This window comes from Streptomyces fagopyri (assembly GCF_009498275.1).
In the GTDB taxonomy this organism is placed as follows: Bacteria; Actinomycetota; Actinomycetes; order Streptomycetales; family Streptomycetaceae; genus Streptomyces; species Streptomyces fagopyri.
In genome coordinates this window covers 2896721-2923505 of the sequence record NZ_CP045643.1, presented here as the reverse complement: position 1 = coordinate 2923505, position 26785 = coordinate 2896721, and the positions used below count along the sequence as shown (strand labels likewise).

Genomic DNA, 26785 nt, shown 5'->3' with positions numbered 1-26785 from the left:
GGCCGGCAGTGAGCACCGAGCTGCGTCGTCTGCGCAATTACATCGACGGTGAGTTCCGGGACGCCGCCGACGGGCGGACCACCGAGGTCGTCAACCCCGCGACCGGCGAGGCGTACGCGACCGCGCCGCTGTCCGGTCAGGCGGATGTGGACGCCGCGATGGCGGCCGCCGCCGCGGCCTTCCCGGCGTGGCGCGACCAGACCCCCGCCGAGCGCCAGAGGGCCCTCCTGAAGATCGCGGACGCGTTCGAGGAGCGGGCCGAGGAACTCATCGCGGCCGAGGTGGAGAACACCGGCAAGCCGATCGGCCTGACCCGGTCCGAGGAAATCCCGCCCATGGTCGACCAGATCCGCTTCTTCGCGGGCGCGGCGCGGATGCTCGAAGGCCGTTCGGCCGGCGAGTACATGGAGGGCATGACCTCCATCGTCCGCCGTGAGCCGGTCGGCGTCTGCGCGCAGGTCGCGCCGTGGAACTACCCGATGATGATGGCGGTGTGGAAGTTCGCGCCGGCGCTCGCGGCGGGCAACACGGTCGTCCTCAAGCCCTCGGACACCACCCCCGCGTCCACCGTCCTGATCGCCGACATCATCGGCGGCATCCTCCCCGAGGGCGTCTTCAACGTCATCTGCGGCGACCGCGACACCGGCCGCGCGATGGTCGAGCACCCGACCCCGGCGATGGCCTCCATCACCGGCTCGGTGCGCGCGGGCATGTCGGTCGCCGAATCGGCGTCCAGGGACCTCAAGCGGGTCCACCTGGAGCTCGGCGGCAAGGCCCCGGTCGTGGTGTTCGAGGACACCGACATCGCCAAGGCCGTGGAGGACATCTCGGTCGCGGGCTTCTTCAACGCCGGGCAGGACTGTACGGCCGCCACCCGCGTCCTGGTCCAGGAGGGCATCCACGACGAGTTCGTGGCCGCGCTCGCCAAGGCCGCGGCCGAGACCAAGACCGGTCAGCCGGACGACGAGGACGTGCTCTACGGCCCGCTGAACAACCCCAACCAGCTCAAGCAGGTCACCGGGTTCATCGAGCGGCTGCCCGCCCACGCGAAGGTGGAGGCCGGTGGCCACCGGGTCGGCGAGAAGGGCTTCTTCTACGCCCCGACCGTCGTCTCGGGCCTGAAGCAGGACGACGAGATCATCCAGAACGAGGTCTTCGGACCGGTCATCACCGTCCAGTCGTTCACCGACGAGGCCCAGGCCGTCGAGTGGGCGAACGGCGTGGACTACGCCCTCGCTTCCTCCGTCTGGACGAAGGACCACGGCCGGGCGATGCGCCTGTCCAAGGCCCTCGACTTCGGCTGCGTGTGGATCAACACCCACATCCCGCTGGTCGCCGAGATGCCGCACGGCGGCTTCAAGAAGTCCGGCTACGGCAAGGATCTGTCGGGCTACGGCTTCGAGGACTACACGCGGATCAAGCACGTGATGACGTCGCTGGACGCGTGACCCCGAGCGGTGAACGCCGGGGGCAGCACCCCGGGCGGTGAACGCGCGGCCCCGGACGGGAGTGATCCGTCCGGGGCCGCGGCGTTCCTCCCGCGCCCGGGGCGGAGGGCTTACGCGGGTGTGACCGGCCGCGCGGCACACTGGTCGGTATGCGCGTGCTGGTCGTCGCGGACCACGAGGACCCCGACCGCCAGGGTCACGTGCCCGGCCGCGGCCGCCCGTCGGGCGAGCCCGCGGAGGGAGGCTCCACGGCGGACGCCAGACCTGTGCCGGACGGTGACTCGGCGGTGGGTGACGGCCGCGTACGGGGCGGTCGTCCCGTACCCGGTGATCGACAGGGTGTCGGTTCGGCGGGCGAGTGCTCGACGCAGCGTCCATTGTCCGGGCGTCGCACGGAACGGGATGCTGCCCGCGTGCCAGTGATGCGGAAGACCCCGACCCTGTCCCGCCGGTCCCTGCTGCGCGCCCTGGGCGGGGGTGCGGCGCTCGGTGCCCTGGCGGGATGCGGGGTGCCCGCCGCGTACGTGTCGCCCCGAGACCGTGCCGGAGCCGACCTCTCCGCCCGCGACAAACGGCTGACCTGGGCGAACTGGCCGCTCTACATCGACACCGACGACAAGGACCGCACGAAGCGGCCCACGCTGGACGCCTTCGAGAAGCGCACCGGGATCTCCGTCGACTACATCGAGGAGATCAACGACAACGACGAGTTCTTCGGGAAGATCAGCCCGTCCCTGATGAACCACCAGCAGACGGGCCGCGACCTGATCGTCATCAGCGACTGGATGTGCGCGCGCTTCGTGCGGCTCGGCTGGGTCCAGCGGATGGACCGGGCCGCGCAGCCGAACGTCGCCAAGTACCTTGACCCGCTGCTGAGTTCACCGTCCTTCGACCCCGGCCGCCGCTCCACCGTGCCGTGGCAGTCGGGGATCACCGGCATCGCGTACAACCGCCGCAGGGTCGGCCGAGAGATCAAGCACGTCTCCGACCTGTGGGCCGGCGACCTGAAGGGGCGGGTCACCCTCCTGTCCGGTCTGGACGAGGCGTTCGCGCTGCTCATGCAGGGCAACGGCGTCGACATCACCCGGTGGACCGCGGACGACTTCCACCGGATCTGCGACCAGGTCCAGAAGCACGTGCACAGCGGCCAGATCCGGCGCTTCACCGGCAACGACTACACCAAGGACCTGGTCAGTGGGGACGTACTGGCCTGCCAGGCGTACTCGGGCGACGTGATCCAACTCCAGGCCGACGACCCGGACATCCGCTTCGTCGTCCCCGAGGAGGGCGCCGAACTGTGGTCCGACTCGCTGATGATCCCCAACCTGGCGCGGCACAAGGCCAACGCGGAGAAGCTCGTCGACTACTACTACCAGCCGGAGGTGGCCGCGGAACTGGCCTCCTGGGTCAACTACGTGTGCCCGGTCCCCGCCGCCCAGGACGTCCTCGCCTCCTCCACGGACGAGGACACCGCCGCCCTCGCCGAGAACCCGCTGATCTTCCCCGACGCGGGCGTGCGCAAGCGGCTCGCGATCGCCCGCGACATCACGTCCACCGAGCGCACGGAGTTCGCGAAGCGCTGGAACGCGATCGCGGGGCTGTGACCCGGCGCATCCGGGACGGTGACGGCGCCCCGGGGCCCGACGGCCGGCTTCGGGACCACCCCGAGGCCGGCCGTCGGCGGCTTTGCCCGTTCTTTACAACCCCCTCCGTCGCTGTCTCGTCTCTCCGCTCGATCCACCACGCAGCCCCCCGGGTGACCGGGCGGGCGGTCCGAGGAAAGAGAGCGATTCATGCGCCGAACACTCCTGAGCGCCGTGGCCCTCGCATGCCTGGCCGTGCCGGTCGGCACGGTGTCCGCGTTCGCCGCCGGGACGAGCCCCAGCGCCCGCCCCAGCGCCAGCACCGCCCCGGCTCCCAGCGCCGAACCCAGCCGGGCGCCGGGCGTCCAAACCCGGACTCCGAGTCCCGTACCGAGCCGTTCCTCGACCCGGGGCCAGGTCGCCGTCGTTCCGAACGGCGCGCCCGACACCGGTGTGGCGCCGGCGTCCACGGGGTCCGGATCGCAGAGCACCCTGATCGGCGGGGGCGCCGCCGCGGTGCTCGTCGGCGGGGGCGCGGCGGTCCTTCTCGTACGCCGCCGCCGGGCGACCGGGGTATGACCCCACCCTCCAGGCGCGCCTTCGCCACCGCGGCGCTGGCCTCGCTGCTCGTGAGCTGCGGCGGCCACCCCGCGGACCGGACCGAGACGACCCCGGGCCGGGGAACCACGCCACCGTCCGTGCCGACGCCCGCGCGGCAGTCCGCGAACGCGGCGCGTGCCCTGCGGCGTTCGGTCCCGGTCCGGTTGCGGGTCCCGGCCATCGGGGTCGACACCCCGCTCATCCGGCTGGGGCTGACCCCGGGCGGCGGAGTGGAGGTGCCCCCGGTCACCGCACACGACCGGGCGGGCTGGTACCAGTTCTCGCCGACGCCGGGTCAGACCGGTCCGTCGGTGATCCTCGGTCATGTCACGGTCGGTGCCTACGGGGACGGGGTCTTCCGTCACCTGGCCCGGCTGCGCCGGGGCGACCGGATCGAAGCGCGCCTGGAGAACCGTACGACGGCGGTGTTCACGGTCGACTCCGTACGCACCGTCGCCAAGGCGGAGTTCCCCGCGGACGCGGTCTACGGGGACGTGGACCGGCCGGAGCTGCGGCTCATCACCTGTGGTGGCCCGCGGACCGGTGACGGATACCTCGACAACGTGATCGTCTTCGCGACGCTGAGCTCCGCGAGCCCCTGATCCGACGGCAGGCGCCTGTCGTCCGCCGCCTGTCATGTGCCCGCTGTCGTCCGTCGGGTGTCGTCCGCCGCGCGTCGTCCGTGTGTCGTCCGTCGGGTTCACCCGGCGGGCGGTACCAGCCAACGCCGTCCGCGGCACCGGGACCCCGCCGTCCCGCTCCTTCTCCACCCCCAGGATCCTGGGCCGATGGAACGTACGCCGTCGGCCCGGGATCCTTCCCCACGAGTACGACCATGGAGAACGTTGAAACGGTCCCGCGAGAAGGCCGCGTCCGAGCTGTTCGCCGCCCTCTACCCGCGCCTCGCCGGCTGGTGCCGCCGTCTGGTCGACGACGACGAGACCGCCCACGAGATCGCCTCGGAGGCGTTCACCCGGCTCTGGGCCCGCTGGACGTCCGTGGCGGAACCCCGCGGATTCCTCTACGTCACCGCGGCCAACCTCGTCCGGGACCACTGGCGCAAGCTCGAACGCGAACGCCGGGCCGTGCGCCGCGCCACCGTGGAGGCCGCGGTCCGCCCGCCGGCCGAACAGGCCGATCCCTCGGTGCGGCTGCTCGTGCAGTCGCTGCCCGAACGGCTGCGCGTCCCGATCCTGCTGCACTACTACGCTGACATGCCGATCCGGGAGGTGTCCGTGCTGACCGGGCGCAAGGAAGGAACCATCAAGGCCGATCTCCACGCGGCCCGAGAACTGCTCCGCGCCCATCTGAGGAGAAGCCTTGATCACACGCCCTGATGACGGTCCGGACCCCGAAGCCGACGACCCTCTCGCGGTCATCCTGAGGCCCTCGTCCGACTATCTGGGGCCGCCCACCGGCCGGTACGAGGCGATCCGCCGCGGCGCGGCCCGCCGCAGACTGCTGCGCGCCGCGGCCGGAGTCGGCCTGACCTGCGCCGTCGCCGCCCTCGTCGCGCTGCCCCTGCGCATGGCGGCACCCGACGCGCCCGTCTCCCCGACCGTCCCGCTCGCTCCGCCGCCCGCGAGCGGTCCGACGGCCCGGAGCACTCCGTCGCCCGCGCCGGACCCGTCGGCGTCGCCGCGATCCGTCACGCCCCGACCCCTCGATCGGAGCCGGACCCACATCCCGAGCACCCAGTCCGGCCGGGTCACCACCGGCCGCGAGCCGTCCATGACACCGCGCCCGACGCTCTCCTCGCCCTCCGCCGTGCCGACGCCCGACCCCGGCCGGACCATCGGCACGAGGCGCGGCACGCGGCCGTAGCCACCGATCGACCGCCCGTCCGTCCGCCCGATCGACCGCCGGTCCGCCCGTCCGGCTGACCGTGCTTGGTCTGCCCGCCTCACATCGGCGGGTGCTGTCTCGTCATAGGGGCATGAACACGAGAATCCGGTACGCCGGTCTCGGCCTCCTGGCCCTGACCGGGCTGTACACAGGCGGCTGGGCCTACTTCTCACCGAAGGGCTGGTACGCGAACTTCCCCGGCTTCGGCCTGAGCTGGCTGCCTCCGCTGGGCCCCTACAACGAACACCTCGCCAAGGACACCGGGGCCATGTTCCTCGCGCTGGCCGTGCTGACGGCCGTCACCCTGCGCCAGGTACGCAACGAACGGCTCGTGCGGACGACGGGCGCCGTGTGGCTGGTCTTCGACGTCCTGCACCTCGGCTACCACGTCCAGCATCTCGACATGTACGGGACGCGCGACCAGGTGCTCAACGTCGTGACCCTCGCGGCGCTGCTGCTGGTGTCGGCCCTGCTGGTGATGCCGGTCCCGCCCGTACGACGAGACGCCATACGGCCCGTACGAGGGGGCGGCGCAGGGCTCGTACGAGGGGGCGGCGCACGGTGACCCGGCGCGGCGCACGAGGACGTGGGGGACCATGGGAGCAGGCGGGAGGCACGGCATGCGCGTAGCGGTGGCGGGCGGGACGGGGCTGGTCGGACGGTACGTGGTCGAGGAACTGGCCGCGGCGGGGCAGGAGCCGCTGGTGCTGGCCAGATCGCGGGGCGTGGACCTCGTGACGGGCGCCGGACTCGACGTTGCCCTCGCGGGCGCGGAGGCGGTCGTCGACGTGAGCAATGTGACCACCATGAGCGGCAGGAAGGCCGTCGCGTTCTTCGACAGCGCGGGGCGCAACCTCCTGGAGGCCGGCGAGCGGGCCGGTGTACGGCACCACGTCGCGTTGTCGATCGTCGGCGTCGACCGGGTCGGCCTCGGCTACTACCAGGGCAAACTGCGGCAGGAGGACGTGGTGAGGAACGGGCGGACGCCGTGGACGGTGCTGCGCGCCACCCAGTTCCACGAGTTCGCGGAGCAGACCCTCGACCGCGTTCCGAAGCCGCTCGGGGTGGTGCCCCGGATGCGGACGCAGCCGGTCGCCGCCCGTGAGGTGGCCCAGCACCTGGTGCGGCTCGTCCTGGCACCGGCGCAGGGGACGGCCCCCGAGCTCGCCGGGCCGCGGGCCGAGCAACTCGTCGACATGGTGGGCCGGCTGCTGCGGGCCCGGCGCGAGCGCAGACTGCTGATGCCGGTGAGGATGCCCGGTGCCACCGGCGCCGCCATGACGGGCGACGGTCTGCTCCCGGCCGGGCCCGGACCCCGGGGCACCCAGACCTTCGACGCGTGGCTCGCCCGGTACGCCGCCCGAGATGCCGCCCAGGGAGGATGACGACGCCGTGTCCACACCACCCGGACCCGCGCGGGACCCCGACCCCACCCTCGGCTCCCTGCTGGCCGAACGCCGGCGGCTGCTCAACCTCGGCTATCGCATGCTCGGTTCCGTCCAGGACGCCGAGGACGTCGTGCAGGAGACGTACGCCCGCTGGTACGCCCAGCCCGAGGAGGCGCAGCGGGAGATCGGGACACCGCTGGCGTGGCTGACCCGGGTCGCCTCCCGGATCTGCCTCGACCATCTCGCGTCGGCGCGGGTCCGCCGTGAGCGCTACACCGGGGAGTGGCTGCCCGAGCCCCTCCGGGACGGCACCGTGTGGACGAGCGCGGGCCGCGGCGGCGAGGACGATCCGGCCGACCGGATCACCCTCGACGAATCGGTCGGCATGGGGATGCTCGTGGTCCTGGAGTCGGTCACTCCCGCGGAACGCGTCGTCTTCGTCCTGCACGACGTCTTCGGGCTGCCGTTCACCGAGATCGCCGAGACGGTGGGGCGCACCCCCGCGGCCTGCCGCCAGTTGGCGGCCTCGGCGCGCAGACGCCTCGCCCACCGGCGGTCCGGCAGCCGGCCGGCGCACGAACACCGGCGGATCGTCTCCGCGTTCCGTGAGGCGTGCGAGACCGGTGACCTCGACGCCCTCGTCGTCCTCCTCGACCCCGGGGTCGAGTCGCGCAGCGACGGAGGCGGCAAGGTGCGCGCGGCCCTGCGTCCGGTCGTCGGCCGGGACAAGGTGGCCCGCCTCTTCGTCGGGCTCATGCGGAAGGAGCCCGGGGTCGAGCTCGTCGAGGAGGACGTGAACGGCCTTCCCGGTGTGACGGTGCGCATCGGCGGCGGCACCGTCGCCGTCCTCGCCACCGACGTGCGCGACGGTCTGGTCACCGATCTGTGGCTGGTGATCAACCCGGACAAGCTCCACGCCTGGACCGATGCCGATGCCGATGGCAGTACCGGTACCGCTGCCGGTACCGCTGCCGGTACGGGTGCTGACGGGGTATCACGCTGAGTCGGTGCGCTGAGTCGGTGCGCTGAGCCGGTGCGCCGAGCCGGTGCGCCGAGCCGGTTCGGTCGCGGTCGTCGGCGGCTCAGCCCTTGCCGGCCCGGCCCTCGCGCAGCGCGCACAGGGTGTCGACGCGGTTCGTGGTGACCGAGTCGACACCGAGGTCGAGCAGCCGGCGCATGGAGCGCCGGGTGTCCGGGGTCCACACGGACAGCAGATGTCCGCCGCGGTGCACCCGGGCGGCGAGGTCCCGGTCGACCAGCGTGAAGCGGTAGTTGAGCCAGCGCGGCCGCACGGCGTCGATCAGGGCCGGGCGCGGCGGCGCGAGCGTCGTCCAGGTCAGCGCGATCTCCGCGGCGGGGTCGGCGGCGCGCACCGCCAGCATGGCCGGGGCGCCGGCGCAGTAGTACACCCGCTCCCCGGCCCCGCACGATCGGACGACGTCGACGATCCGGCGGACGGCCCCGACGCCGGGGCCGCCCGGCAGGTCGACCATGATCCGGCTGTCCCCGGTCGCCGCGAGGGCCGCTTCGAGCGTCGGTACTCCACCGCCGGTGAGGCCGCGCGCCTCGTCCGCGGAGAGCGTCCGCAGCGGCCGCTCCACCTCCCACAGCCGCTTCAGGGTCTCGTCGTGCAGCAGCACGGGGACGCCGTCGCGGGTGAGCCGTACGTCGACCTCCACCGCGTCCGCGCCCCGGCGGAGCGCGGAACGCAGTGAGTCGATCGTGTTCTCACGGACGCGATAGGGGTCGCCGCGATGAGCGACGGCGGTCACGGTGCGCATGGGCCCATTGTGCAATGAGCCCGTGACGCGGTGGGCCCGATCGCGCGGTGGGCGTCATCGTGCGACGGGTCCGGTCGTGCGACGGCTCCGGTCGTGGGGTGGGCCCGCGGCGGTCCGTGGTGCGAGGGTCAGGGCGCGAGCCACGTCGTGGCGTAGGTGTCGATCTCCTCGGCGAGCCTGGTCTTCCCGGCCGGGTCCAGGAAGGACGCCTCGACGGCGTTCTTGGCGAGCGCGGCGAGACCGAGTTCGTCGAGGTCGAGAAGGCGGGCGGCGACCGCGTACTCGTTGTTGAGGTCGGTGCCGAACATCGGCGGGTCGTCCGAGTTGATGGTGACGAGGACCCCGGCCCGGACGAACTCCTTGATCGGGTGCTCGTCGAGCGTGCGGACCGCGCGGGTGGCGATGTTGGAGGTCGGGCAGACCTCCAGGGCGATCCGGTGCTCGGCGAGGTGCGCGAGCAGCTTCGGGTCCCGCGCCGAGCTCGTGCCGTGACCGATGCGGTCGGCCCGCAGGTCGTTGAGCGCGTCCCACACGGTCTCCGGCCCGGTCGTCTCACCGGCGTGCGGAACCGACCGCAGTCCGGCGGCGATCGCCCGGTCGAAGTACGGCTTGAACTGCGGTCGCGGTACGCCGATCTCGGGGCCGCCGAGCCCGAACGAGACGAGTCCCTCGGGCCGTACCCGGTCCTCGGTCGCGAGCCGCACCGTTTCCTCGGCCGCCTCCAGGCCCGCTTCGCCGGGAATGTCGAAGCACCAGCGCAGTACGACCCCGAACTCGGCCTCGGCGGCCTTGCGGGCGTCCTCGATCGCCTCCATGAAGGCGAGTTCGTCGATGCCGCGGCGGGTGGAGGAGTAAGGGGTGATGGTCAGTTCGGCGTAGCGGACCTGCTGACGGGCCATGTCCCGCGCGACCTCGTAGGTCAGCAGGCGGACGTCCTCGGGCGTGCGGACGAGGTCGACGACGGACAGGTACACGTCGATGAAGTGCGCGAAGTCCGTGAACGTGAAGTAGTCCGCGAGCGCCTCCGGGTCGGTCGGCACCCGGGAGTCGGGGTGACGGGCGGCGAGGGCGGAGACGATGCGCGGCGAGGCGGATCCGACGTGGTGCACATGCAGTTCGGCCTTGGGCAGTCCGGCGATGAAGGCGTGCAGATCGCGGGCGTCGCGGTGATCGGTCAAGGGGTCCCTCCCCGGGAACGGCGTCCCCGGAACGCGGTCGGGGGACGCGGGTGATCGGCTGATCGATGACTCGGGGATCATCGTAGGCGGCGGCCCGCGTGGTGCGGGTCCGGGCCCGTAGCATGACGGAACGCACACAGAGGGGGACCCATGTCCGACGACGCGCAGGTGCCACAGGCCCCGCGGAACGCCGCCGGGACGCCGTGGGCGTCCCCGGACCAGGGGGCCGCGCCGTCTCGGCCGGCCGACGCGGCACCTGCCGCGGACCCTGAGGACGCGATACCCGCGGCGGGCGACGCGCCCGCCTTCCCCTCCGGGACCCCGACGCCCGCGGCGGCCTTCCCCTCCGGGACCCCGACCCCCGCGTACGACGGCACGACGGCCCCCCGCCCCGGACCCGCGGTTCCGGCCGCCCGGGTTGCGCTGGACAAACCCCCCGCCCCGGCGGACGGGTTCCCCGCGAACCCGGCCTCCGCCGCACCCGTGGAAGAGCCGAACCCCTGGGCCCCGCCCGCGGACCAGGCCCCCTCCCGCTTCGGCGGCGCTCCCGCGCACCCCGCGTCGCCCGCGCCCCACCCCGCGTCGGCCCCGGTGCACGACCAGGCGACGATGGCCTCGTTCCCCGGCGTGGGCAGCCCTTCCGGGCCCGCCTCCCCGTCCTGGGAGAACCCTTTCGCACCCCCCGCGGGCCACACGCCCCCTGCGCGGACGACCGCCGGAGAGCCGGTCCCGCCGCCGCCCATCGCTCCCGAGGGCCCCGGTCAGGTCCCGTACGGCTACGGCTACGCATACGGCTACCCGCAGTACGGCCCGCCCGGCGCCGGCCACCCGGGCGCACCGGGTTACCCCGGTGGCACCGGCTACGGCTGGCCCGCGCTGCCCCTCCCGCCCAGCAACGGCATGGGCACCGCCGGGTTGGTGCTCGGCATCATCTCGGCCGTGGTCTTCTGCCTCTGGCCGGTGGCCTTCGTGGTGGGCGTCCTGGGTGTGATCTTCGGAGCGGTGGGCCGTCGCAGGGTCCGCCGGGGCGAGGCCACGAACCCGGGGCAGGCCCTGGCCGGGATCATCTGCGGAGCGGTCGGCGTCGCCCTGAGCATCGGGATGGTCGTGGTCTTCTTCGTCCTCCCGGACGACGGCGGCGGCGACTCCCCGTTCACCGGCGACGACGGGTACTCCACCTCATTGGTCGTGCCGCGCTGAGGGGTGTCCCGCTGATCCCCGGCGGGCGCACGACGACGGTCACGGCACCTCGCCGCGTCGTCGGGGTCGCCCGGACACACCCGGTACGAGGACGACCCTCCGCCTTGCGACGCACCGCGTCCGACGCCGCCCGCTGATCCACCGGGGACACGGGACAGCCCCCAGCCGGCCGGCGCGGACAGCTTCCACCCCTTCCACCAGGCCGGCTTCCCGTCGGGCCGACGGGTGTCCGTCAGTCCTCGGCGAGCCGCTCGCGCGCCGCCATCAGGGCGAACCCCAGCAGGTTCGGGCCCCGCCACCGCCGTGGATCCGACGCCCGTTCGTCGTCCGCCGCGAGCCCGATGCCCCATACGCGGTCCACCGGACTGGCCTCGACCAGCACCCGCTCACCGGTACCCAGCAGGAACGCGCGCAGATCGGGATGCGCGGCGAACTTGTGCGCGCTGCCCTCGGCCACTATGGCGAACCGCTCCCGCTCCCACACGGAGTCGTCGAAGTCCCGTACGAGCCGGCCCGCCTTCTTGGCGAGAGCGGGGTTCGGCGCCTCCAGCGCGCGGCGTTCGGCCTCCGCGTCGCCGAACAGCCGTGCCTTGGCGGCCATCATCCAGTGCTCGGCGGTCGCGTAGGAGACACCGCCGACCACGAACGGTGAGGGCCACCACTGGCTCAGGCAGCTCGCGTCCACCCGGCCGTCCGGCCGCGGCCGGTGCCCCCAGAAGTGCAGGTACTCGACGCGCGTCCCCGAGTCGACCGTGCTGACCAGCACTTCCCAAGAATCGATCTTCCCCATGCACGCGAGTCTGGAATCCACCACTGACACTCCGTCCCCCCTTTTTCCGTGGGGACTCGACACCTGGTCGACAGATTCCGTCGCGTAACCAAAAGGCAACAACGGAATCACTTGTTGGAGTCCCTTTGCTCTGTCAGGATCGGCACTCAAATCGAGCTGGAGCTACGCCGACCTCGCGGCAACGGGGCGGACGGCGGAGGAGAGCGACATGCACAATCCGGGCCATCGCTTCCAGGCGCAGGACCGTTTCGCCGACGGCGCGCAGTACATCGCGGGCAGGCCGGCCAAGGGCACCTCGGGCCGCACCCACACGGTCGTCGACCCCGCCACCGGCGACGAGGTCTACACGTACGAGCTGGCCGGCACCGCCGACGTGGACGCGGCCGTGGCCGCCGCCCGCGCGGCGTTCCCCGGCTGGGCGGGCGCCACCCCCGGCGAGCGTTCCGACTCCCTGCACCGCTTCGCCACCGTACTGGCCGACCGTGCCGACGAGTTCGCGCGCGCGGAGTCCCTCCAGTGCGGCAAACCGCTGAAACTCACCCGGGAGTTCGACGTTCCGGGAACCATCGACAACACCGCGTTCTTCGCGGGCGCGGCCCGGCATCTGCAGGGCCAGTCGGCGGGCGAGTACTCCGGTGACCACACCTCCTACGTACGCCGTGAACCCATCGGCGTCGTGGGCTCCATCGCGCCCTGGAACTACCCCCTCCAGATGGCCGCCTGGAAGATCCTCCCGGCCGTCGCCGCCGGCAACACGATCGTCCTCAAGCCGGCCGAACTCACCCCGCTGACCTCGCTCCTGTTCGCCGAGGCGGCCACGGAGGCCGGCATCCCGGACGGCGTGATCAACATCGTCACGGGAGCCGGCCGGGACGCGGGTGAACACCTCGTCGGCCACCCCGACGTCGCCATGACCTCCTTCACCGGATCCACCGCCGTCGGCAGGCGGGTCGCCGAGATCGCCACCGCGACCGTCAAGCGGCTCCACCTCGAACTGGGCGGCAAGGCCCCCTTCGTGGTCTTCGACGACGCGGACCTGGAGGCGGCCGTGCACGGCGCGGTCGCCGGATCGCTCATCAACACCGGGCAGGACTGCACGGCCGCCACCCGCGCGTACGTGCAAAGGCCCCTCTACGAGGAGTTCGTCCGCCAGGCGGCCGACCTCATGGCGACCGTCCGCCTCGGCGACCCGTTCGCCCCCGGCACCGACCTCGGCCCGCTCATCTCGCACGCGCAGCGCGACCGGGTGGCCGGATTCGTCGACCGGGCCCGTGGTTACGCGCGCGTGGTCACCGGCGGCGAGATCCCGCGGGAGCTCAAGGCCGGCGCGTACTACCGCCCCACCCTCGTCGCCGACGCCCCCCAGGACAGCGAGATCGTGCAGTCCGAGATCTTCGGTCCCGTCCTGGTGGTGCTCCCCTTCGACAGCGACGACGAGGGGATCCGGCTCGCCAACGACACCCCGTACGGTCTCGCCGCCTCCGCGTGGAGCCGGGACGTGTACCGGGCGGGCCGCGCGACCCGCGAGATCAAGGCGGGCTGCGTCTGGGTCAACGACCACATTCCGATCATCAGCGAGATGCCGCACGGCGGGTACAAGGCATCCGGCTTCGGCAAAGACATGTCGGTGTACTCGTTCGAGGAGTACACCCAGATCAAGCACGTCATGTTCGACAACACCGCGGTGGCCAGGAAGGACTGGCACCGCACGATCTTCGGGGACCGCTAGCAGCACGGTCCGTACCGTCCGTGGCCCAGACCTCCCGAAAGGGCAGCACGCGCATGAAGCAGTACGAGCCCGACCGCCTGACACCGGCCGAAGCGGCCGCCGTGCGGCGCAGCTTCCGCAACGGACGGGCCGCCATGACCCGCCGTTCCCTGCTGCGCGCCTCCGCGGGCGGCGCGCTCGCGGTGGGGGGACTCGGGGCGCTGAGCGCCTGCGGGATCCCCGCGGCCGGCAAGACACAGGGCGGGGTGTCCGCCGACGACCACTCGGCGAAGGAGAAGGTCGTCGACTTCTCCAACTGGCCCGAATACATCGACACGGACGACAGTGGCAAGCACCGTCCGACGCTCGACGCCTTCGGCAAACGGACCGGAATCCAGGTCAAGTACACCGAGGACATCAACGACAACGACGAGTTCTTCGGCAAGATCCAGCCGCAGCTCGCCGCCGGCCAGGCCACCGGCCGGGACCTCGTCGTGCTCACCGACTGGCTCGCCGCCCGCATGATCCGGCTCGGCTACGTCCAGAAGCTGGACGCCTCCCACCTGCCGCACGCCTTCGCCAACCTGTCGGACCAGTTCCGCGCCCCCGACTGGGACCCGGGGCGCGCCTACTCGTACCCGTGGCAGGGCATCTCGACCGTCATCGCGTACAACAAGAAGGCGCTCGACGGCATCGAGGTGAAGTCGGTCTCCGACCTGCTCGACAACCCGAAGCTCAAGGGCCGGGTCGGCTTCCTGACGGAGATGCGCGACAGCGTCGGCATGACCATGCTCGACATGGGCAAGGACCCGGCGAAGTTCACGGACGACGACTACGACGCGGTGATCGCCCGCCTCCAGAAGGCCGTCGACAACGGGCAGATCCGCCGCTTCACCGGCAACGACTACACGTCCGACCTCAGCAAGGGCGACTTCGCCGCGTGCGTCGCCTGGGCGGGCGACATCGTGCAGCTCCAGGCGGACAGCCCCGACGTCGGCTACGTGATCCCCGACAGCGGATACATGACGTCGACCGACAACATGCTCATCCCGAACAAGGCGCGTCACAAGACGAACGCGGAGCGGCTCATCGACTACTACTACGAGCTGGAGCCGGCAGCCGAACTCGCCGCCTACATCAACTACGTGAGCCCGGTCGCGGGAGTGAAGCCCTATCTCGCCAAGATCGACAAGTCGGCGGCGGACAACCCGCTGATCGTTCCCGACAAGGCCATGCAGGCCAAGTCCCACGCCTTCCGCTCACTGAGCTCGAAGGAAGAGACGGCCTATCAGCAGAAGTTCGCGAAGCTCACAGGGGCGTGACGACGATGAACACCACGGACAACAGCGGCGACGTCCGCCTCTCCGGAATCAGCAAGACCTACGGCTCCTTCACCGCCGTGCAACCGCTCGACCTGACCGTGCCGCAGGGCTCGTTCTTCGCCCTGCTCGGCGCTTCCGGCTGCGGCAAGACCACCACCCTGCGCATGATCGCGGGCCTGGAGGAACCCTCCTCCGGAACCGTGTTCCTCGGCGACCAGGAGGTCACCCGTCTGCCGCCCTACAAGCGGCCGGTGAACACCGTCTTCCAGTCCTACGCCCTCTTCCCGCACCTCGACATCTTCGAGAACGTCGCCTTCGGTCTGCGCCGACGCGGCGTCAAGTCGGTGAAGAAGCAGGTCGGGGACATGCTCGACCTCGTACAGCTCGGCGAGCAGGCGCGCAAGAAGCCGCACCAGCTCTCCGGCGGCCAGCAGCAGCGCGTCGCGGTGGCCCGCGCACTGATCAACCACCCCAAGGTGCTCCTCCTCGACGAGCCCCTCGGCGCCCTCGACCTCAAGCTGCGCCGTCAGATGCAACTGGAGCTCAAGCGCATCCAGACGGAGGTCGGCATCACCTTCGTCCACGTCACGCACGACCAGGAGGAGGCCATGACCATGGCCGACACCGTCGCCGTGATGAACGCGGGCCGCGTCGAGCAACTCGGCGCCCCCGCCGACCTCTACGAGAACCCGAACACCACCTTCGTCGCGAACTTCCTCGGCACCTCGAACCTCATCGAGGCCGAGGTCGACTCCCGCGACGGCGAGGAGATCGTGCTGAAGGCGGGTGGCGGGAAGCTCGTGCTGCCGAAGGCCCGCTGCGCGGCGCCCACGACGACCGGCGGCAAGGTGCTGGTCGGCGTCCGCCCCGAGAAGATCTCGCTCACCCACGCCGACGACGCCGGCGAGATCCCGGCCGGCCGCAACCGCATCACCGGCAAGATCGCCGACTCCAGCTTCATCGGCGTCTCCACGCAGTACGTCATCGACAGCGCCGTCTGTCCCGAGTTCGAGGTCTACGCCCAGAACATCGACCGCGACCCCCGGCTCACCCCCGGCGCCGACGTCGTCCTGCACTGGAGTCCGGCCCACACCTTCGGGCTCGACGCGGCACAGGACATCGACGCGGGCGTGGAGAGCGTCGAGGAAGAGGCCGCGTGATGGCCACCGTCACCGAGGCGCCGCCCCGCGAGCCGCAGCCGGACAGCAAGCCACCCCGCAAGCGCGGCCGTCTCGTCCCGTACTGGCTGCTCCTGCCCGGCATCCTGTGGCTGCTGGTCTTCTTCGCGCTGCCGATGGTCTACCAGGCCTCCACGTCCGTGCAGACGGGCTCCCTGGAGGAGGGCTTCAAGGTCACCTGGCACTTTCAGACGTACTGGAACGCGCTGTCCGACTACTGGCCGCAGTTCCTGCGCTCGGTGCTCTACGCCGGTGCCGCCACGATCCTGTGCCTGCTGCTCGGCTACCCGCTGGCGTACCTGATCGCCTTCCGGGCCGGCCGCTGGCGCAACGTCGTGCTGATCCTGGTCATCGCGCCGTTCTTCACCAGCTTCCTGATCCGCACGCTCGCGTGGAAGACCATCCTCGCGGACGGCGGCCCGGTCGTCGGCGCCCTCAACACGCTGCACGTCCTCGACGTCACCAACTGGCTCGGCTTCACCGCGGGCGACCGGGTACTGGCCACCCCGCTCGCGGTGGTCTGCGGTCTGACGTACAACTTCCTGCCGTTCATGATCCTGCCGCTCTACACCTCGCTGGAGCGCATCGACGGCCGGCTGCACGAGGCGGCCGGCGACCTCTACGCGAAGCCGTTCACCACCTTCCGCAAGGTCACCTTCCCGCTGTCGATGCCCGGAGTCGTCTCCGGCACCCTGCTCACCTTCATCCCGGCCAGCGGCGACTACGTCAACGCGGACCTGCTCGGCTCCACGGACACCCGCATGGTCGGCAACGTCATCCAGACGCAGTTCCTGCGCATCCTCGACTATCCGACGGCCGCGGCGCTCTCCTTCATCCTCATGGCCGCGATCCTCATCATGGTCACGCTCTACATCCGCAAGTCCGGGACGGAGGATCTGGTCTAAATGGCCTTCGTACGCTGGTTCAAGAGGAATCTCGTCGTCATCGCGGGGCTGGTCACCCTCGGATATCTGCTGCTGCCGAACGTGATCGTCACGGTGTTCTCCTTCAACAAACCGAAGGGGCGCTTCAACTACGAGTGGCAGCAGTTCTCCACGGACGCCTGGCGCGATCCGTGCGGTGTCGCCGACATGTGCGGCTCGCTGTCCCTCAGCCTCCAGATCGCCGTCTGGGCGACCCTCGGGGCCACCGTCCTCGGCACGATGATCGCCTTCGCGCTGGTCCGCTACCGCTTCCGGGCACGCGGCGCGGTCAACTCGCTGATCTTCCTGCCGATGGCGATGCCCGAGGTCGTGATGGCCGCTTCGCTGCTGACGCTCTTCCTCAACCTGGGCGCCCAGCTGGGCTTCTGGACGATCCTGATCGCCCACATCATGTTCTGCCTCAGCTTCGTCGTGACCGCCGTCAAGGCGCGTGTGATGTCGATGGACCCGCGCCTGGAGCAGGCGGCCCAGGACCTGTACGCGGGTCCGGTGCAGACCTTCCTGCGGGTCACGCTGCCCATCGCCGCCCCCGGGATCGCCGCGGGCGCGCTGCTCGCCTTCGCGCTCTCCTTCGACGATTTCATCATCACCAATTTCAACGCGGGCTCGACCGTCACCTTCCCCATGTTCGTGTGGGGTTCGGCGCAGCGTGGAACACCCGTTCAGATCAACGTCATCGGGACGGCCATGTTCATCGTCGCCGTACTGTTCGTCCTGGTCGGAATGGTCATAGGAAATCGCCGCAACAGGCAAAAGGCGTAATCGAAAACAATCCGTGGGGAGTTGAAATCATGGCCCCGAGCGCCATGACCCGTTGGACCGCGTCCCTTTCCGAAGCACGGCCCGTCTCGTACTGGCTGGACGACCCCGGCAAGCCCCGCCCCGAGCCCGCCCTCACCGGCGCCGAGACCTGCGACCTGCTCGTCGTCGGCGGCGGCTACAGCGGACTGTGGACCGCGCTGCTCGCCAAGGAGCGCGACCCGCGGCGCGAGGTGGTGCTCCTGGAGGGCCGCGAGGCGGGCTGGGCCGCCTCGGGCCGCAACGGCGGATTCTGCGCCGCGTCGCTGACCCACGGCCTGGCCAACGGACTCACCCGCTGGCCGGACGAGATCGGGAAGCTGGAGGAACTGGGCGCCCGCAATCTCGACGCGATCGAGGAGGCCGTCGCCCGCTACGGTCTCGACTGCGACTTCGAGCGCACCGGCGAGATCGACGTCGCCACCGAGCCGCACCAGGCCGACGAACTCCGCGCCTGGTACGAGGAACTGCGCGGCCGGGGCCTCACGGACGACGTGGAGTTCCTGGACGCGGCGGCGGTCCGGGACCAGGTCGACTCGCCGACCTTCCTGGCCGGCCTGTACGACCGCCGCGGCGTCGCCATGCTGCACCCCGCGAAGCTCGCCTGGGGCCTGAAGCGCGCCTGCCTGCGGCTCGGGGTGCGGGTGTACGAGCACACCCCCGCGCTCGCCCTGAAGGCGCACGGCGCCGGCATGGCCGTACGGACCCCCTACGGTTCCGTCCGCGCCCGCCGGGTGGCCCTCGCCACCAACATCTTCCCGAACCTGGTCAGAAGGGTGCGGTCGTACACCGTCCCGGTCTATGACTACGCGCTGATGACCGAGCCGCTGAGCGCCGGGCAGCTGGCCTCCGTCGGCTGGAAGAATCGCCAGGGTCTCGGGGACTCGGCCAACCAGTTCCACTACTTCCGGCTCTCGTCCGACAACCGGATCCTGTGGGGCGGCTACGACGCGATCTACCCGTACGGCGGCCGGGTGCGCGCCGAGTACGACGACCGCCCGGAGACCTACGCGAAGCTCGCAGGGCACTTCTTCACCTGCTTCCCGCAGCTGGAGGGCGTCCGCTTCACCCACGCGTGGGGCGGCGCCATCGACACCTGCTCGCGGTTCTCGGCCTTCTTCGGCACCGCGCACCGGGGCCGGGTCGCGTACGCGGCTGGCTACACGGGGCTCGGGGTCGGCGCGACCCGGTTCGGCGCGGACGTGATGCTCGACCTGCTGGCGGGGGAGCGTACGGAACGCACCGAGCTGGAGATGGTCCGCAGGAAGCCGCTGCCGTTCCCGCCGGAGCCGTTCGCCTGGACGGGCATCGCGCTCACCAAGTGGTCCCTGGCGCGGGCGGACGCGCACGGCGGGCGGCGCAACCTGTGGCTCAGGGCCATGGACCGGGTGGGCCTGGGCTTCGACAGCTGAGGCCCGGACCGGCGCCCTCCGGCCTGTCGATCACCGGGGCGCTTCGGAGCGCCGTTGATCCACAGGCGTACGCCCAGCTCACCCACTGTGATCCGGTTCACCACCACCGGATGGCCGAACCCGCGTAATGCCCGGCCCGAACCTCCCTCTCCCCTCAGACGCGACCAGCGTCGACACGAGGAGAGAGGGAGGTTCCGCCATGACAGGGGCCAAGACGGCGGTCGAATGGCTGGCATCCGTGGCGCCGGATCCGGGGGCCTGCCGCTGGGAATGGGAGCGCAATCCGGCGGGGGTCGCGCTGCTGCCGGCCGGCCGGCTCTGGGACGTGCTGATCCTGCCGGGCCGGCTCGGCTACCCCACGCTCGACGTGCTCACCCGGGTGATCGACCAGCCGGGCCCGGTGCTCGTGGACTTCGGCGACGCCCGGATGGGCTTCTTCGTGCCCCCGGGCACCGCGGCGCGCTGGCTCGGCACGGGGGTGCGCACGGCGGGGCACGGCACCTGGATCGTGGTCCCGTACCCGGGACGGCTGACCGGCGGTGTCCGCTGGCTGGTCCCGCCGGACGGCACCGGAACGCTCACCGACCCGGCACTGCTGGAGCTGGCCATGCACGAGGCGGCCGCGGGTCTCGCCGGGAGCGAGGACCGGTAGCCCCGACCAGCCCCGACGGGAACGGACCCGGCCGCCCGCGGAAGCCGCACCGATCGGCAGAGGTCTTGACAACCGGATTGGTCTGGACCAGGTTGGGCGCGCTCCACCCTCCTGAATTCCCCCATGCCTGGAGGCAGTTGTGGAACGCACCGAACACAGGGGCCCCACCGGATCGCTCCCGTTCCGTCGCAGGCTGCTCGCCGTCTGCACGGCGACCGTCCTGGCTCTGCCCGGCCTCGCGGCACTCGCGCCGACCGCCCGCGCGGCCGACGCGGACCTGGTCAGGAACGGCGGCTTCGAGACGGGACTCGACGGCTGGACCTGTACGGCGGGCGCCGTCGTGAAATCACCCGTCAGGAGCGGCGGTTCGGCGCTGCAGGCGACCCCGGCCGGCAGCGACAACGCACAGTGCTCGCAGACGGTGACCGTGAAGTCCGACTCCTCGTACACCCTCGCCGGGTACGTCCGGGGCAGTTACGTCTACCTCGGAGCGAGCGGCACCGGAACCACCGACGTCTCCACCTGGACCCAGTCCGCGCCCGACTGGCAGCGCCTGACCACCACCTTCCGCACCGGCCCGGCCACCACCAGGGTCACGATCTACACCCACGGCTGGTACGGCACCGGCGCGTACTACGCCGACGACCTCTCCCTCGTCGGTCCGGCAGGCGACGCCGGGCAGCCCCCGGCCGCGCCCACCGGCCTGACGGCCGGCACCGTCTCGTCCTCGACGGTCGCCCTGTCCTGGTCCCCGGTGACCGGCGCGACGGGCTACGCCCTCTACCGGGACGGGGCCAGGGTCCAGACGGCCACCGGGACGTCGGCCACCGTGGGCGGGCTCACGCCCTCGACGGCGTACGCCTTCCAGGTCGCCGCGACGAACGACGCGGGCGAGTCCGCGAAGTCGGCCACGGTGACGGCGACGACCTCCGCGGGCTCCGGCCCTTCGACCGGTCTGCCCCCGCACGCCCTCGTCGGCTACCTCCACGCGAGCTTCGCCAACGGCTCCGGCTACACCCGCGTGGCCGACGTGCCCGACAGCTGGGACGTCATCGACCTGGCCTTCGGGGAGCCGACCTCCACCACCTCCGGCGACATCCGCTTCAACCGCTGCCCGGTCACCGAGTGCCCCACGGTCGAGAGCGACGCGGACTTCAAGGCGGCGATCAGGGCCAAGCAGGCCGCGGGCAAGAAGGTGCTGATATCGATCGGCGGCCAGAACGGCCAGGTCCAGCTGACCACCGCCGCCGCCCGCGACACCTTCGTCTCCTCGGTCTCGAAGATCATCGACACCTACGGTCTCGACGGCCTGGACGTCGACTTCGAGGGCCACTCGCTCTCGCTGGACGCGAGCGACACGAACTTCAGGAACCCGACGACGCCGGTGATCGTGAACCTGATCTCCGCGCTGAAGACCCTGAAGGCCAAGTACGGCTCCCGGTTCGTCCTCACGATGGCCCCCGAGACCTTCTTCGTGCAGCTCGGCTACCAGTACTACGGCACGGGCAAGTGGGGCGGCCAGGACCCGCGGGCCGGCGCGTACCTCCCGGTGATCCACGCCCTGCGCGACGACCTCACGCTCCTGCACGTCCAGGACTACAACTCCGGCCCGGTCATGGGCCTCGACAACCAGTACCACTCCATGGGCGGCGCCGACTTCCACATCGCGATGACCGACATGCTGCTCACCGGCTTCCCGGTCGCGGGGGACACCGGCAACGTCTTCCCGCCGCTGCGCCCCGACCAGGTCGCCATCGGCATGCCGGCCTCGGTGAACGCGGGCAACGGCTATGTGTCCCCGGCGGAGGCGGACAAGGCGCTGGACTGCCTGACGAAGCGGACGAACTGCGGCTCGTACGCGACCCACGGCACCTGGCCCGGACTGCGCGGCCTGATGACGTGGTCGGTCAACTGGGACCGGTTCGCGGGCTGGGAGTTCCAGCGGAACTTCGACGGCTACTTCGGCTGACGCCCCGGTCGAGGATCACGACCGCCACCGTGAGCGGCAGCGCGCCCAGGCACCAGCTCGCCACCACGTCCAGCGGCCAGTGGTACCCGCGGCGGACCAGGCCGAAGGCGACCGCGAGGTTCACGGCGAGGCAGAGTCCCAGCAGGCCGCGTCGGGCGCGGGCGGTACGGAGCCGGGGGAGGAGGAGCAGGGTCGCGCAACCGTAGGCGACGACGGCGGTCGCGGTGTGACCCGAGGGGTAGAAGCCCGTTCCCGGGCCCATGACCGGTGGGCCCGGGCGGGCGACCAGTTCCTTCAGCGGCACGATGACCGCCGGTACGACCGCCATCAGCACCGCCGCGACGGCCGGCGCCCGCCACCAGCCTTCCCGCCCGGCCGCGCGGGCGGACAGCGCCACGTACCCGAGGACGACGGCCAGCACCGGTACCGCGACGGGGACGCCGCCCAGGTCGGCGAGGAGCTCGGAGACGCGGTCCGGGTGGACGAGGGAGCGGCTGAGGCGTTCGTCCGCGCGGGCGAGGGGGCCGTGGGCCACGACCTGCCAGGTGATCAGCGCGAAGAGGGCGGCCGGAAGGCCGAGACACCCGAGAACTCCGAGCAGGCCGACGGGGCCGGGGAGAGAGGTCGGCCGCCCGGGAACAGGGGGGGTGGTTCCGGGGCGGCCGTCCGGACCGGATCGTCGCGCGCCCCGGGGGGTTTGGGGCGGGCGACTGTCCGATCGGTGAGGAGATCCGGAGCTGGAAGCTCCGGGTGTGTGCGCGAGGGCACGACCAGGGTGAAGCTGGGGAGGCCTCGACCCTGTGTCGCCCACAGTCCCCTGTGGGCGGGGTGTTTCTCTCATCTGGGTAGAACCTACGGCAGGGGATGCGGCACCGACAGTCGCAAACGCCTCCTGTCATCCACCTCGCACACGTTCTTCACACGCTCTGCCCCGGGCCGCACCCGCGGTGGAACGAAGCGGAATCCGCCGTCGGCGGCGCTCCGGATTCCGGTGCGGGTGCGGCGGTGGCGTCAGACGCGGGAGAAGGCCTGCTCGATGATGTCGAGGCCCTCGTTGAGGAGGTCCTCGCCGATGACCAGCGGGGGCAGGAAGCGGAGGACGTTGCCGTAGGTGCCACAGGTCAGGACCAGCAGGCCCTCCTGGTGGCAGGCCCTGGCGAGCGCGGAGGTCGCCTCCGGGTTCGGCTCCTTGGACGCGCGGTCCTTCACCAGCTCGATGGCGATCATGGCGCCGCGGCCACGGACGTCGCCGATGATGTCGAACTTCTCGGCCATGGCACCCAGCCGGGCCTTCATGACCGCCTCGATGTTCTTCGCCTTGGCGTTGAGGTCGAGCTCCTTCATGGTCTCGATCGCGCCGAGCGCGCCCGCGCAGGCCACCGGGTTGCCGCCGTAGGTGCCGCCCAGGCCGCCCGAGTGCGCGGCGTCCATGATCTCGGCGCGGCCGGTCACGGCGGCGAGCGGCAGGCCGCCGGCGATGCCCTTGGCGGTGGTGATCAGGTCGGGGACGATGCCCTCGTCCTCGCACGCGAACCACTGGCCGGTGCGGCAGAAGCCGGACTGGATCTCGTCCGCGACGAAGACGATGCCGTTGTCCTTGGCGAACTGGCTGATGGCCGGCAGGAAGCCCTTCGCGGGCTCGATGAAGCCGCCCTCGCCAAGCACCGGCTCGATGATGATCGCGGCCACGTTGTCGGCCCCGATCTGCTTGTTGATCATGTCGATGGCCTGCGCGGACGCCTCGGCGCCGGCGTTCTGCGGGCCGGTCAGCCAGCGGTAGCCGTAGGCCACCGGCACCCGGTAGACCTCGGGCGCGAACGGGCCGAAGCCGTGCTTGTAGGGCATGTTCTTGGCCGTCAGCGCCATCGTGAGGTTCGTCCGGCCGTGGTAGCCGTGGTCGAAGACGACGACCGCCTGGCGCTTGGTGTACGCGCGGGCGATCTTGACGGCGTTCTCGACCGCCTCGGCGCCCGAGTTGAACAGGGCGGACTTCTTGGCGTGGTCACCCGGGGTCAGCTCGGCGAGCGCCTCGGCGACGGCGACGTACCCCTCGTACGGCGTGACCATGAAACAGGTGTGGGTGAAGTCCTGGAGCTGCGCGGAGGCCCTGCGTACGACGGCCTCGGCGCTCGCGCCGACCGACGTCACGGCGATACCGGAGCCGAAGTCGATCAGGCGGTTGCCGTCGACGTCCTCGATGATGCCGCCGCCGGCGCGCGTGGTGAAGACCGGGAGCACCGAGCCCACGCCGGCCGCGACCGCGGCGGTACGGCGGGCCTGCAGCTCCTGCGACTTCGGGCCGGGGATGGCGGTGACGACGCGGCGCTCCTGCGGAAGTGCGGTCATGAGGGGCTCCCTGATGATCTTGCGAACCGGACGGTCCCCGGCGGACGGGGCGCCGGGCGGGTGTTTTCGGACGCTTGACTTCTTTCTTCGCAGGCTAGGGCCGGCCCCGGAGGGTGGGCATGCTCCATGTGGGCGTTGTCGGAAGGTCCGCTTGTCCGTGGTGGACATAGAGGGAGGGCAGCCGGGTGAGGACCTGTACACCGTGGACAGGGGACTCCGTGGACAGACGCACCGGCCGGACGGCCCCGCACGCGGGCCGCGCGGAGTGGCCGGTGGTCCGAGCCGCTGCGCCCCCGTGCCCGGGAACCGCGAACTCGCCCGGCGGGGGCAGCGCCGTAAACGGTGAACTCGCCCCGCGGGGGCACTAGATTGACTCGCGGACGAAGCAGGGAGCGGCTGGTCAGGGGGCAGGGCGATGGACAGCGACGGGACCCAGGACGCGCGGGGCACGCATGCCCGGCCGGTGCCGCGTCCGGCGGGACCGGCGGACGCGGCGGCTGCCCCACCACGGCCGACACGGGCACCGGGCGTACCACCGTTGCCGGACGGATCCGCCTTCCTGACCTGGCTGCGCGCGCCGCGGCCCGAGGCCGCCCCCGGGGTGTGGCGGTTCGGCTACCTGCCCCGGCCCGAGCAGGAGCCGGAACGGATCCCGGCCCGGCAGCTGCTGAGCGGCGCGGTGATCGCCTTCCTGGTGGGCTGGCTGGTCTGGTCGCTGCTGTGGAACGGCTACCTCGGCGGCTGGTGGGTCCTGCCGCTCGAACTGTTCACCCCCGACTCCTGGCGCCACAGCGACGACCCGGTCGGCAACGCGTTCCTCTGGTACGGCTACTACACCCTGATCGCCCTCGCCATCATGATCGTCGTCGGCCGCCTCGGCCGCTGGGGTGAGGTCTGGCGGCGCTACGGACTGCCCGCGTGGCACCGCGCCGCCCCCGTCCACGAGCGCCCGCCCGCGCCCGAGGAGGACCCCGCGCAGTGGAACCACCTGCGCGCCGCCGGAGCCGCCGACGCAGCCGACCGGCTCGCCGCCGAGGCGGGCCGCGGACTGATGCGCGACGTCGACCACGCCCGGATCGCCCGCGCCTGGCAGGGAGTGCGCAGCGGACGGCACAGCCTCGCCACGTTCACCGCCGCCGTGCTCGAGGACGGCGCCGCCGCCTGCCTGCACCCCTCCGGCGAGCGCGACCTGCCCGGACGCCTGGCCCGCCACGACCTGGTGACCGGACAGGTACGGCTCGGCGAGACCGCCGACGACCCGCGCAACCCCTACGCCTACCGCCGGACCGGACTGGCCCTCGGCCCCGATCTGCTGGGGACCTCCCTGCTCGCCGTCGGCCCGGCCGGGTCCGGCAAGACCGGCTCCGTCGTCTGGCCCCTCGCCGAGTCCCTGTGCCTGCACGCCCTCGCCGGGCGCGCCGCCGTCGTGGTGGTGGGCGCCGCGGGCGCGGGACTCGGCCCCGTCGACGCGTACGACGTCGTCGTCCGGATCGGCAACCCCGAGTCCGTGTACGACCTCGACCTGTACGGCGGGACCACCGACCCCGACGAGGCCGCCGCGGTGCTCGCCGAGGCACTGGCCGGTGATCTCGCCGACCCGCACCCCGGGGGCGACAGCCGCCGCTCGACCACCGTGCTCGCCCAGCTGCTCGGCCCCTACCGCGCCGTCCACGGACGCTTCCCCTCCGTGCCCGAGCTGCGACAGCTCCTCGACGGGACGCCAGGGCCGCTCGGCGCGCTGCGCAAGGCGCTGCAGGACGCCGGACAGGAGTCCCTGCTGCGGGAACTCGACGCCCGGGAGCGCCAGATGGGGCACCCCGGTGACGTCGGCAGCGTGCTCGCGGACCGTGTCGCGCTGCTCGACCGGCCCGCCTTCGCCGGGTTCTTCGACACCTCGGGACAGTCGCGGCCCTTCTCCCTGAGGGCACTCGACCACCCGGTGCGGGTACGCGTCGACCTGCCCGCGCGCGGGCACGCCGACGCCTCGCGGATCCTCGCGCGGCTCGTGCTCGCACAGTTCACGGCGAGCGTCGCGGTACGGGAGGACCGCTCGCTCTTCGCCTGCCTCGTACTGGACGACGCGACCGGGCTGATCACGCCCGAGGCCGTACGGGGCGTCCAGCGGCTGCGGTCGGGCAACGCCGGGGCCGTGCTGACGCTTCGCACCCTCGACGACGTACCGCGTCCGCTGCGCGGCCCGCTGCTCGGTTCCGTGGGATGCCGGATGGCGCTGTCCGGACTCACCCCCTGGGACGGCCAGGACTTCGCCGAGGTCTGGGGGAAGGAGTGGATCGAGGCGCGGGACGTCACCGACCGGCAGATCATCGCGGAGACCCCGGCGGGGAAGGCCGTCCACATGCTGCGGAGGGTGATCACCGGGCACGCCCCGACGGCACGGGCCGTGACCGTCCGGCAGGTCGAACGCGAGCGGTGGTCCGCCTCCGAGCTGGCGCACGGGGTACCGCCGGGGCACGCGGTGCTGTCGCTCACCAACGTGCGCGGGGAACACGCGCCGCCCCTGCTGGTGGATCTGCGCGGCTGACCGGGACGTCCGGACGTCAGGTCACCGGCCGACCGTACGGTGAGGCAGAATCGACACAGGTCGTTCATACGTTGCGGCCAAAAGATCCAAAAGATCAGACC

At 71.8% G+C, this 26785-nt stretch carries 23 protein-coding genes and 1 pseudogene; 19 read left to right on the top strand and 5 right to left on the bottom strand.

All coding sequences use genetic code 11. The features are described 5' to 3' along the window. The first annotated feature begins 8 nt into the window (after nt 1–8). The 9 genes from GFH48_RS12320 to sigJ all read left to right on the top strand — a co-directional run bounded on the left by GFH48_RS12320 (nt 9) and on the right by sigJ (nt 7867). A complete protein-coding gene (locus tag GFH48_RS12320) occupies nt 9–1448 on the top strand; it encodes a gamma-aminobutyraldehyde dehydrogenase (protein WP_153288312.1) in 1440 nt (479 codons plus the stop codon). Between the two features lie 422 nt (nt 1449–1870). Further along, a complete protein-coding gene (locus tag GFH48_RS12315; protein WP_153292877.1) occupies nt 1871–3052 on the top strand; it encodes a polyamine ABC transporter substrate-binding protein in 1182 nt (393 codons plus the stop codon). A gap of 189 nt (nt 3053–3241) precedes the next feature. After that, nucleotides 3242–3610, top strand: a complete 369-nt coding sequence (locus GFH48_RS12310) for an LPXTG cell wall anchor domain-containing protein (protein ID WP_153288311.1) — start codon at nt 3242–3244, stop codon at nt 3608–3610. Continuing rightward, nucleotides 3607–4233: a class F sortase gene (locus GFH48_RS12305; RefSeq protein ID WP_153288310.1), complete on the top strand. Its 627-nt coding sequence runs from the start codon at nt 3607–3609 to the stop codon at nt 4231–4233. The genes GFH48_RS12310 and GFH48_RS12305 overlap by 4 nt, the downstream gene beginning before the upstream one ends. Before the next feature lie 243 nt (nt 4234–4476). Continuing rightward, complete coding sequence (locus tag GFH48_RS12300) at nt 4477–4968, top strand: RNA polymerase sigma factor (RefSeq protein WP_153288309.1); 492 nt, start codon at nt 4477–4479, stop codon at nt 4966–4968. After that, the gene (locus GFH48_RS12295; protein WP_194280566.1) at nt 4952–5455 is read left to right on the top strand and encodes a hypothetical protein; all 504 of its coding nucleotides are present in this window, start codon (nt 4952–4954) and stop codon (nt 5453–5455) included. The genes GFH48_RS12300 and GFH48_RS12295 overlap by 17 nt, the downstream gene beginning before the upstream one ends. 112 nt (nt 5456–5567) lie before the next feature. Then, the gene (locus GFH48_RS12290) at nt 5568–6041 is read left to right on the top strand and encodes a hypothetical protein (protein WP_153288308.1); all 474 of its coding nucleotides are present in this window, start codon (nt 5568–5570) and stop codon (nt 6039–6041) included. A 55-nt stretch (nt 6042–6096) separates the two neighbouring features. Further along, complete coding sequence (locus GFH48_RS12285) at nt 6097–6861, top strand: SDR family oxidoreductase (protein WP_153288307.1); 765 nt, start codon at nt 6097–6099, stop codon at nt 6859–6861. Beyond that, entirely contained in the window at nt 6842–7867 is a 1026-nt protein-coding gene (gene sigJ / locus GFH48_RS12280) for an RNA polymerase sigma factor SigJ (protein ID WP_153288306.1), read from the top strand. Before GFH48_RS12285 ends, sigJ begins: the two co-directional genes overlap by 20 nt. A 79-nt stretch (nt 7868–7946) precedes the next feature. Here sigJ and GFH48_RS12275 read toward each other — a convergent pair whose 3' ends face one another. Together GFH48_RS12275 and GFH48_RS12270 are read right to left on the bottom strand one after the other, a co-directional pair. Continuing rightward, a complete protein-coding gene (locus GFH48_RS12275; protein WP_153288305.1) occupies nt 7947–8645 on the bottom strand; it encodes a glycerophosphodiester phosphodiesterase in 699 nt (232 codons plus the stop codon). 128 nt (nt 8646–8773) lie between these two features. Further along, nucleotides 8774–9947: pseudogene (locus tag GFH48_RS12270) on the bottom strand (adenosine deaminase). Nucleotides 9948–9973: 26 nt separating this feature from the next. On the opposite strand from GFH48_RS12270, the gene GFH48_RS39095 reads away from it, so the two are divergent. Continuing rightward, the gene (locus tag GFH48_RS39095; RefSeq protein ID WP_228120537.1) at nt 9974–11023 is read left to right on the top strand and encodes a DUF4190 domain-containing protein; all 1050 of its coding nucleotides are present in this window, start codon (nt 9974–9976) and stop codon (nt 11021–11023) included. Nucleotides 11024–11255: 232 nt separating this feature from the next. On the opposite strand, the gene GFH48_RS12260 is transcribed toward GFH48_RS39095, so the two are convergent. Further along, the gene (locus GFH48_RS12260; RefSeq protein WP_194280565.1) at nt 11256–11813 is read right to left on the bottom strand and encodes an NADAR family protein; all 558 of its coding nucleotides are present in this window, start codon (nt 11811–11813) and stop codon (nt 11256–11258) included. Between the two features lie 208 nt (nt 11814–12021). Here GFH48_RS12260 and GFH48_RS12255 point away from each other — a divergent pair, with 208 nt between their 5' ends. The 8 genes from GFH48_RS12255 (at nt 12022) to GFH48_RS12220 (ending at nt 21796) form a co-directional block, all read left to right on the top strand. Continuing rightward, the gene (locus tag GFH48_RS12255; protein ID WP_153288302.1) at nt 12022–13542 is read left to right on the top strand and encodes a gamma-aminobutyraldehyde dehydrogenase; all 1521 of its coding nucleotides are present in this window, start codon (nt 12022–12024) and stop codon (nt 13540–13542) included. Nucleotides 13543–13595: 53 nt separating this feature from the next. Further along, the gene (locus tag GFH48_RS12250; protein ID WP_153288301.1) at nt 13596–14843 is read left to right on the top strand and encodes an ABC transporter substrate-binding protein; all 1248 of its coding nucleotides are present in this window, start codon (nt 13596–13598) and stop codon (nt 14841–14843) included. Beyond that, complete coding sequence (locus GFH48_RS12245) at nt 14840–16003, top strand: ABC transporter ATP-binding protein (protein ID WP_153288300.1); 1164 nt, start codon at nt 14840–14842, stop codon at nt 16001–16003. The genes GFH48_RS12250 and GFH48_RS12245 overlap by 4 nt, the downstream gene beginning before the upstream one ends. Then, complete coding sequence (locus GFH48_RS12240) at nt 16003–16926, top strand: ABC transporter permease (protein ID WP_153288299.1); 924 nt, start codon at nt 16003–16005, stop codon at nt 16924–16926. The genes GFH48_RS12245 and GFH48_RS12240 overlap by 1 nt, the downstream gene beginning before the upstream one ends. Further along, the gene (locus GFH48_RS12235; protein ID WP_153288298.1) at nt 16927–17727 is read left to right on the top strand and encodes an ABC transporter permease; all 801 of its coding nucleotides are present in this window, start codon (nt 16927–16929) and stop codon (nt 17725–17727) included. A 29-nt stretch (nt 17728–17756) separates the two neighbouring features. Further along, nucleotides 17757–19175 (top strand): NAD(P)/FAD-dependent oxidoreductase, encoded by a 1419-nt coding sequence (locus GFH48_RS12230; RefSeq protein WP_153288297.1) that lies wholly within the window; start codon nt 17757–17759, stop codon nt 19173–19175. Between the two features lie 199 nt (nt 19176–19374). Continuing rightward, on the top strand, nt 19375–19827 hold the full coding sequence (locus GFH48_RS12225; protein WP_153288296.1) for a hypothetical protein: 453 nt from the start codon (nt 19375–19377) through the stop codon (nt 19825–19827). Nucleotides 19828–19966: 139 nt separating this feature from the next. After that, complete coding sequence (locus GFH48_RS12220) at nt 19967–21796, top strand: chitinase (RefSeq protein WP_153288295.1); 1830 nt, start codon at nt 19967–19969, stop codon at nt 21794–21796. Here GFH48_RS12220 and GFH48_RS12215 read toward each other — a convergent pair. Together GFH48_RS12215 and gabT are read right to left on the bottom strand one after the other, a co-directional pair. Next, nucleotides 21735–22607 (bottom strand): phosphatase PAP2 family protein, encoded by an 873-nt coding sequence (locus GFH48_RS12215; protein WP_228120536.1) that lies wholly within the window; start codon nt 22605–22607, stop codon nt 21735–21737. The genes GFH48_RS12220 and GFH48_RS12215 overlap by 62 nt on opposite strands. A gap of 200 nt (nt 22608–22807) precedes the next feature. Continuing rightward, complete coding sequence (gene gabT, locus GFH48_RS12210; RefSeq protein ID WP_153288293.1) at nt 22808–24142, bottom strand: 4-aminobutyrate--2-oxoglutarate transaminase; 1335 nt, start codon at nt 24140–24142, stop codon at nt 22808–22810. 415 nt (nt 24143–24557) lie between these two features. On the opposite strand from gabT, the gene GFH48_RS12205 reads away from it, so the two are divergent. After that, entirely contained in the window at nt 24558–26684 is a 2127-nt protein-coding gene (locus GFH48_RS12205; protein ID WP_153288292.1) for an ATP-binding protein, read from the top strand. Nucleotides 26685–26785 lie beyond the last annotated feature (101 nt).

Bases quoted from the DNA above. Each gene is read 5' to 3' on its own strand.
- GFH48_RS12255 (WP_153288302.1), top strand. From the start codon at position 12,022: ATGCACAATCCGGGCCATCGCTTCCAGGCGCAGGACCGTTTCGCCGAC.
- GFH48_RS12240 (WP_153288299.1), top strand. From the start codon at position 16,003: ATGGCCACCGTCACCGAGGCGCCGCCCCGCGAGCCGCAGCCGGACAGC.
- GFH48_RS12250 (WP_153288301.1), top strand. From the start codon at position 13,596: ATGAAGCAGTACGAGCCCGACCGCCTGACACCGGCCGAAGCGGCCGCC.
- GFH48_RS12205 (WP_153288292.1), top strand. From the start codon at position 24,558: ATGGACAGCGACGGGACCCAGGACGCGCGGGGCACGCATGCCCGGCCG.
- GFH48_RS12275 (WP_153288305.1), bottom strand. From the start codon at position 8,645: ATGCGCACCGTGACCGCCGTCGCTCATCGCGGCGACCCCTATCGCGTC.
- GFH48_RS12290 (WP_153288308.1), top strand. From the start codon at position 5,568: ATGAACACGAGAATCCGGTACGCCGGTCTCGGCCTCCTGGCCCTGACC.
- GFH48_RS12230 (WP_153288297.1), top strand. From the start codon at position 17,757: ATGGCCCCGAGCGCCATGACCCGTTGGACCGCGTCCCTTTCCGAAGCA.
- sigJ (WP_153288306.1), top strand. From the start codon at position 6,842: ATGCCGCCCAGGGAGGATGACGACGCCGTGTCCACACCACCCGGACCC.
- gabT (WP_153288293.1), bottom strand. From the start codon at position 24,142: ATGACCGCACTTCCGCAGGAGCGCCGCGTCGTCACCGCCATCCCCGGC.
- GFH48_RS12260 (WP_194280565.1), bottom strand. From the start codon at position 11,813: ATGGGGAAGATCGATTCTTGGGAAGTGCTGGTCAGCACGGTCGACTCG.
- GFH48_RS12285 (WP_153288307.1), top strand. From the start codon at position 6,097: ATGCGCGTAGCGGTGGCGGGCGGGACGGGGCTGGTCGGACGGTACGTG.
- GFH48_RS12225 (WP_153288296.1), top strand. From the start codon at position 19,375: ATGACAGGGGCCAAGACGGCGGTCGAATGGCTGGCATCCGTGGCGCCG.
- GFH48_RS12315 (WP_153292877.1), top strand. From the start codon at position 1,871: ATGCGGAAGACCCCGACCCTGTCCCGCCGGTCCCTGCTGCGCGCCCTG.
- GFH48_RS39095 (WP_228120537.1), top strand. From the start codon at position 9,974: ATGTCCGACGACGCGCAGGTGCCACAGGCCCCGCGGAACGCCGCCGGG.
- GFH48_RS12305 (WP_153288310.1), top strand. From the start codon at position 3,607: ATGACCCCACCCTCCAGGCGCGCCTTCGCCACCGCGGCGCTGGCCTCG.
- GFH48_RS12235 (WP_153288298.1), top strand. From the start codon at position 16,927: ATGGCCTTCGTACGCTGGTTCAAGAGGAATCTCGTCGTCATCGCGGGG.
- GFH48_RS12310 (WP_153288311.1), top strand. From the start codon at position 3,242: ATGCGCCGAACACTCCTGAGCGCCGTGGCCCTCGCATGCCTGGCCGTG.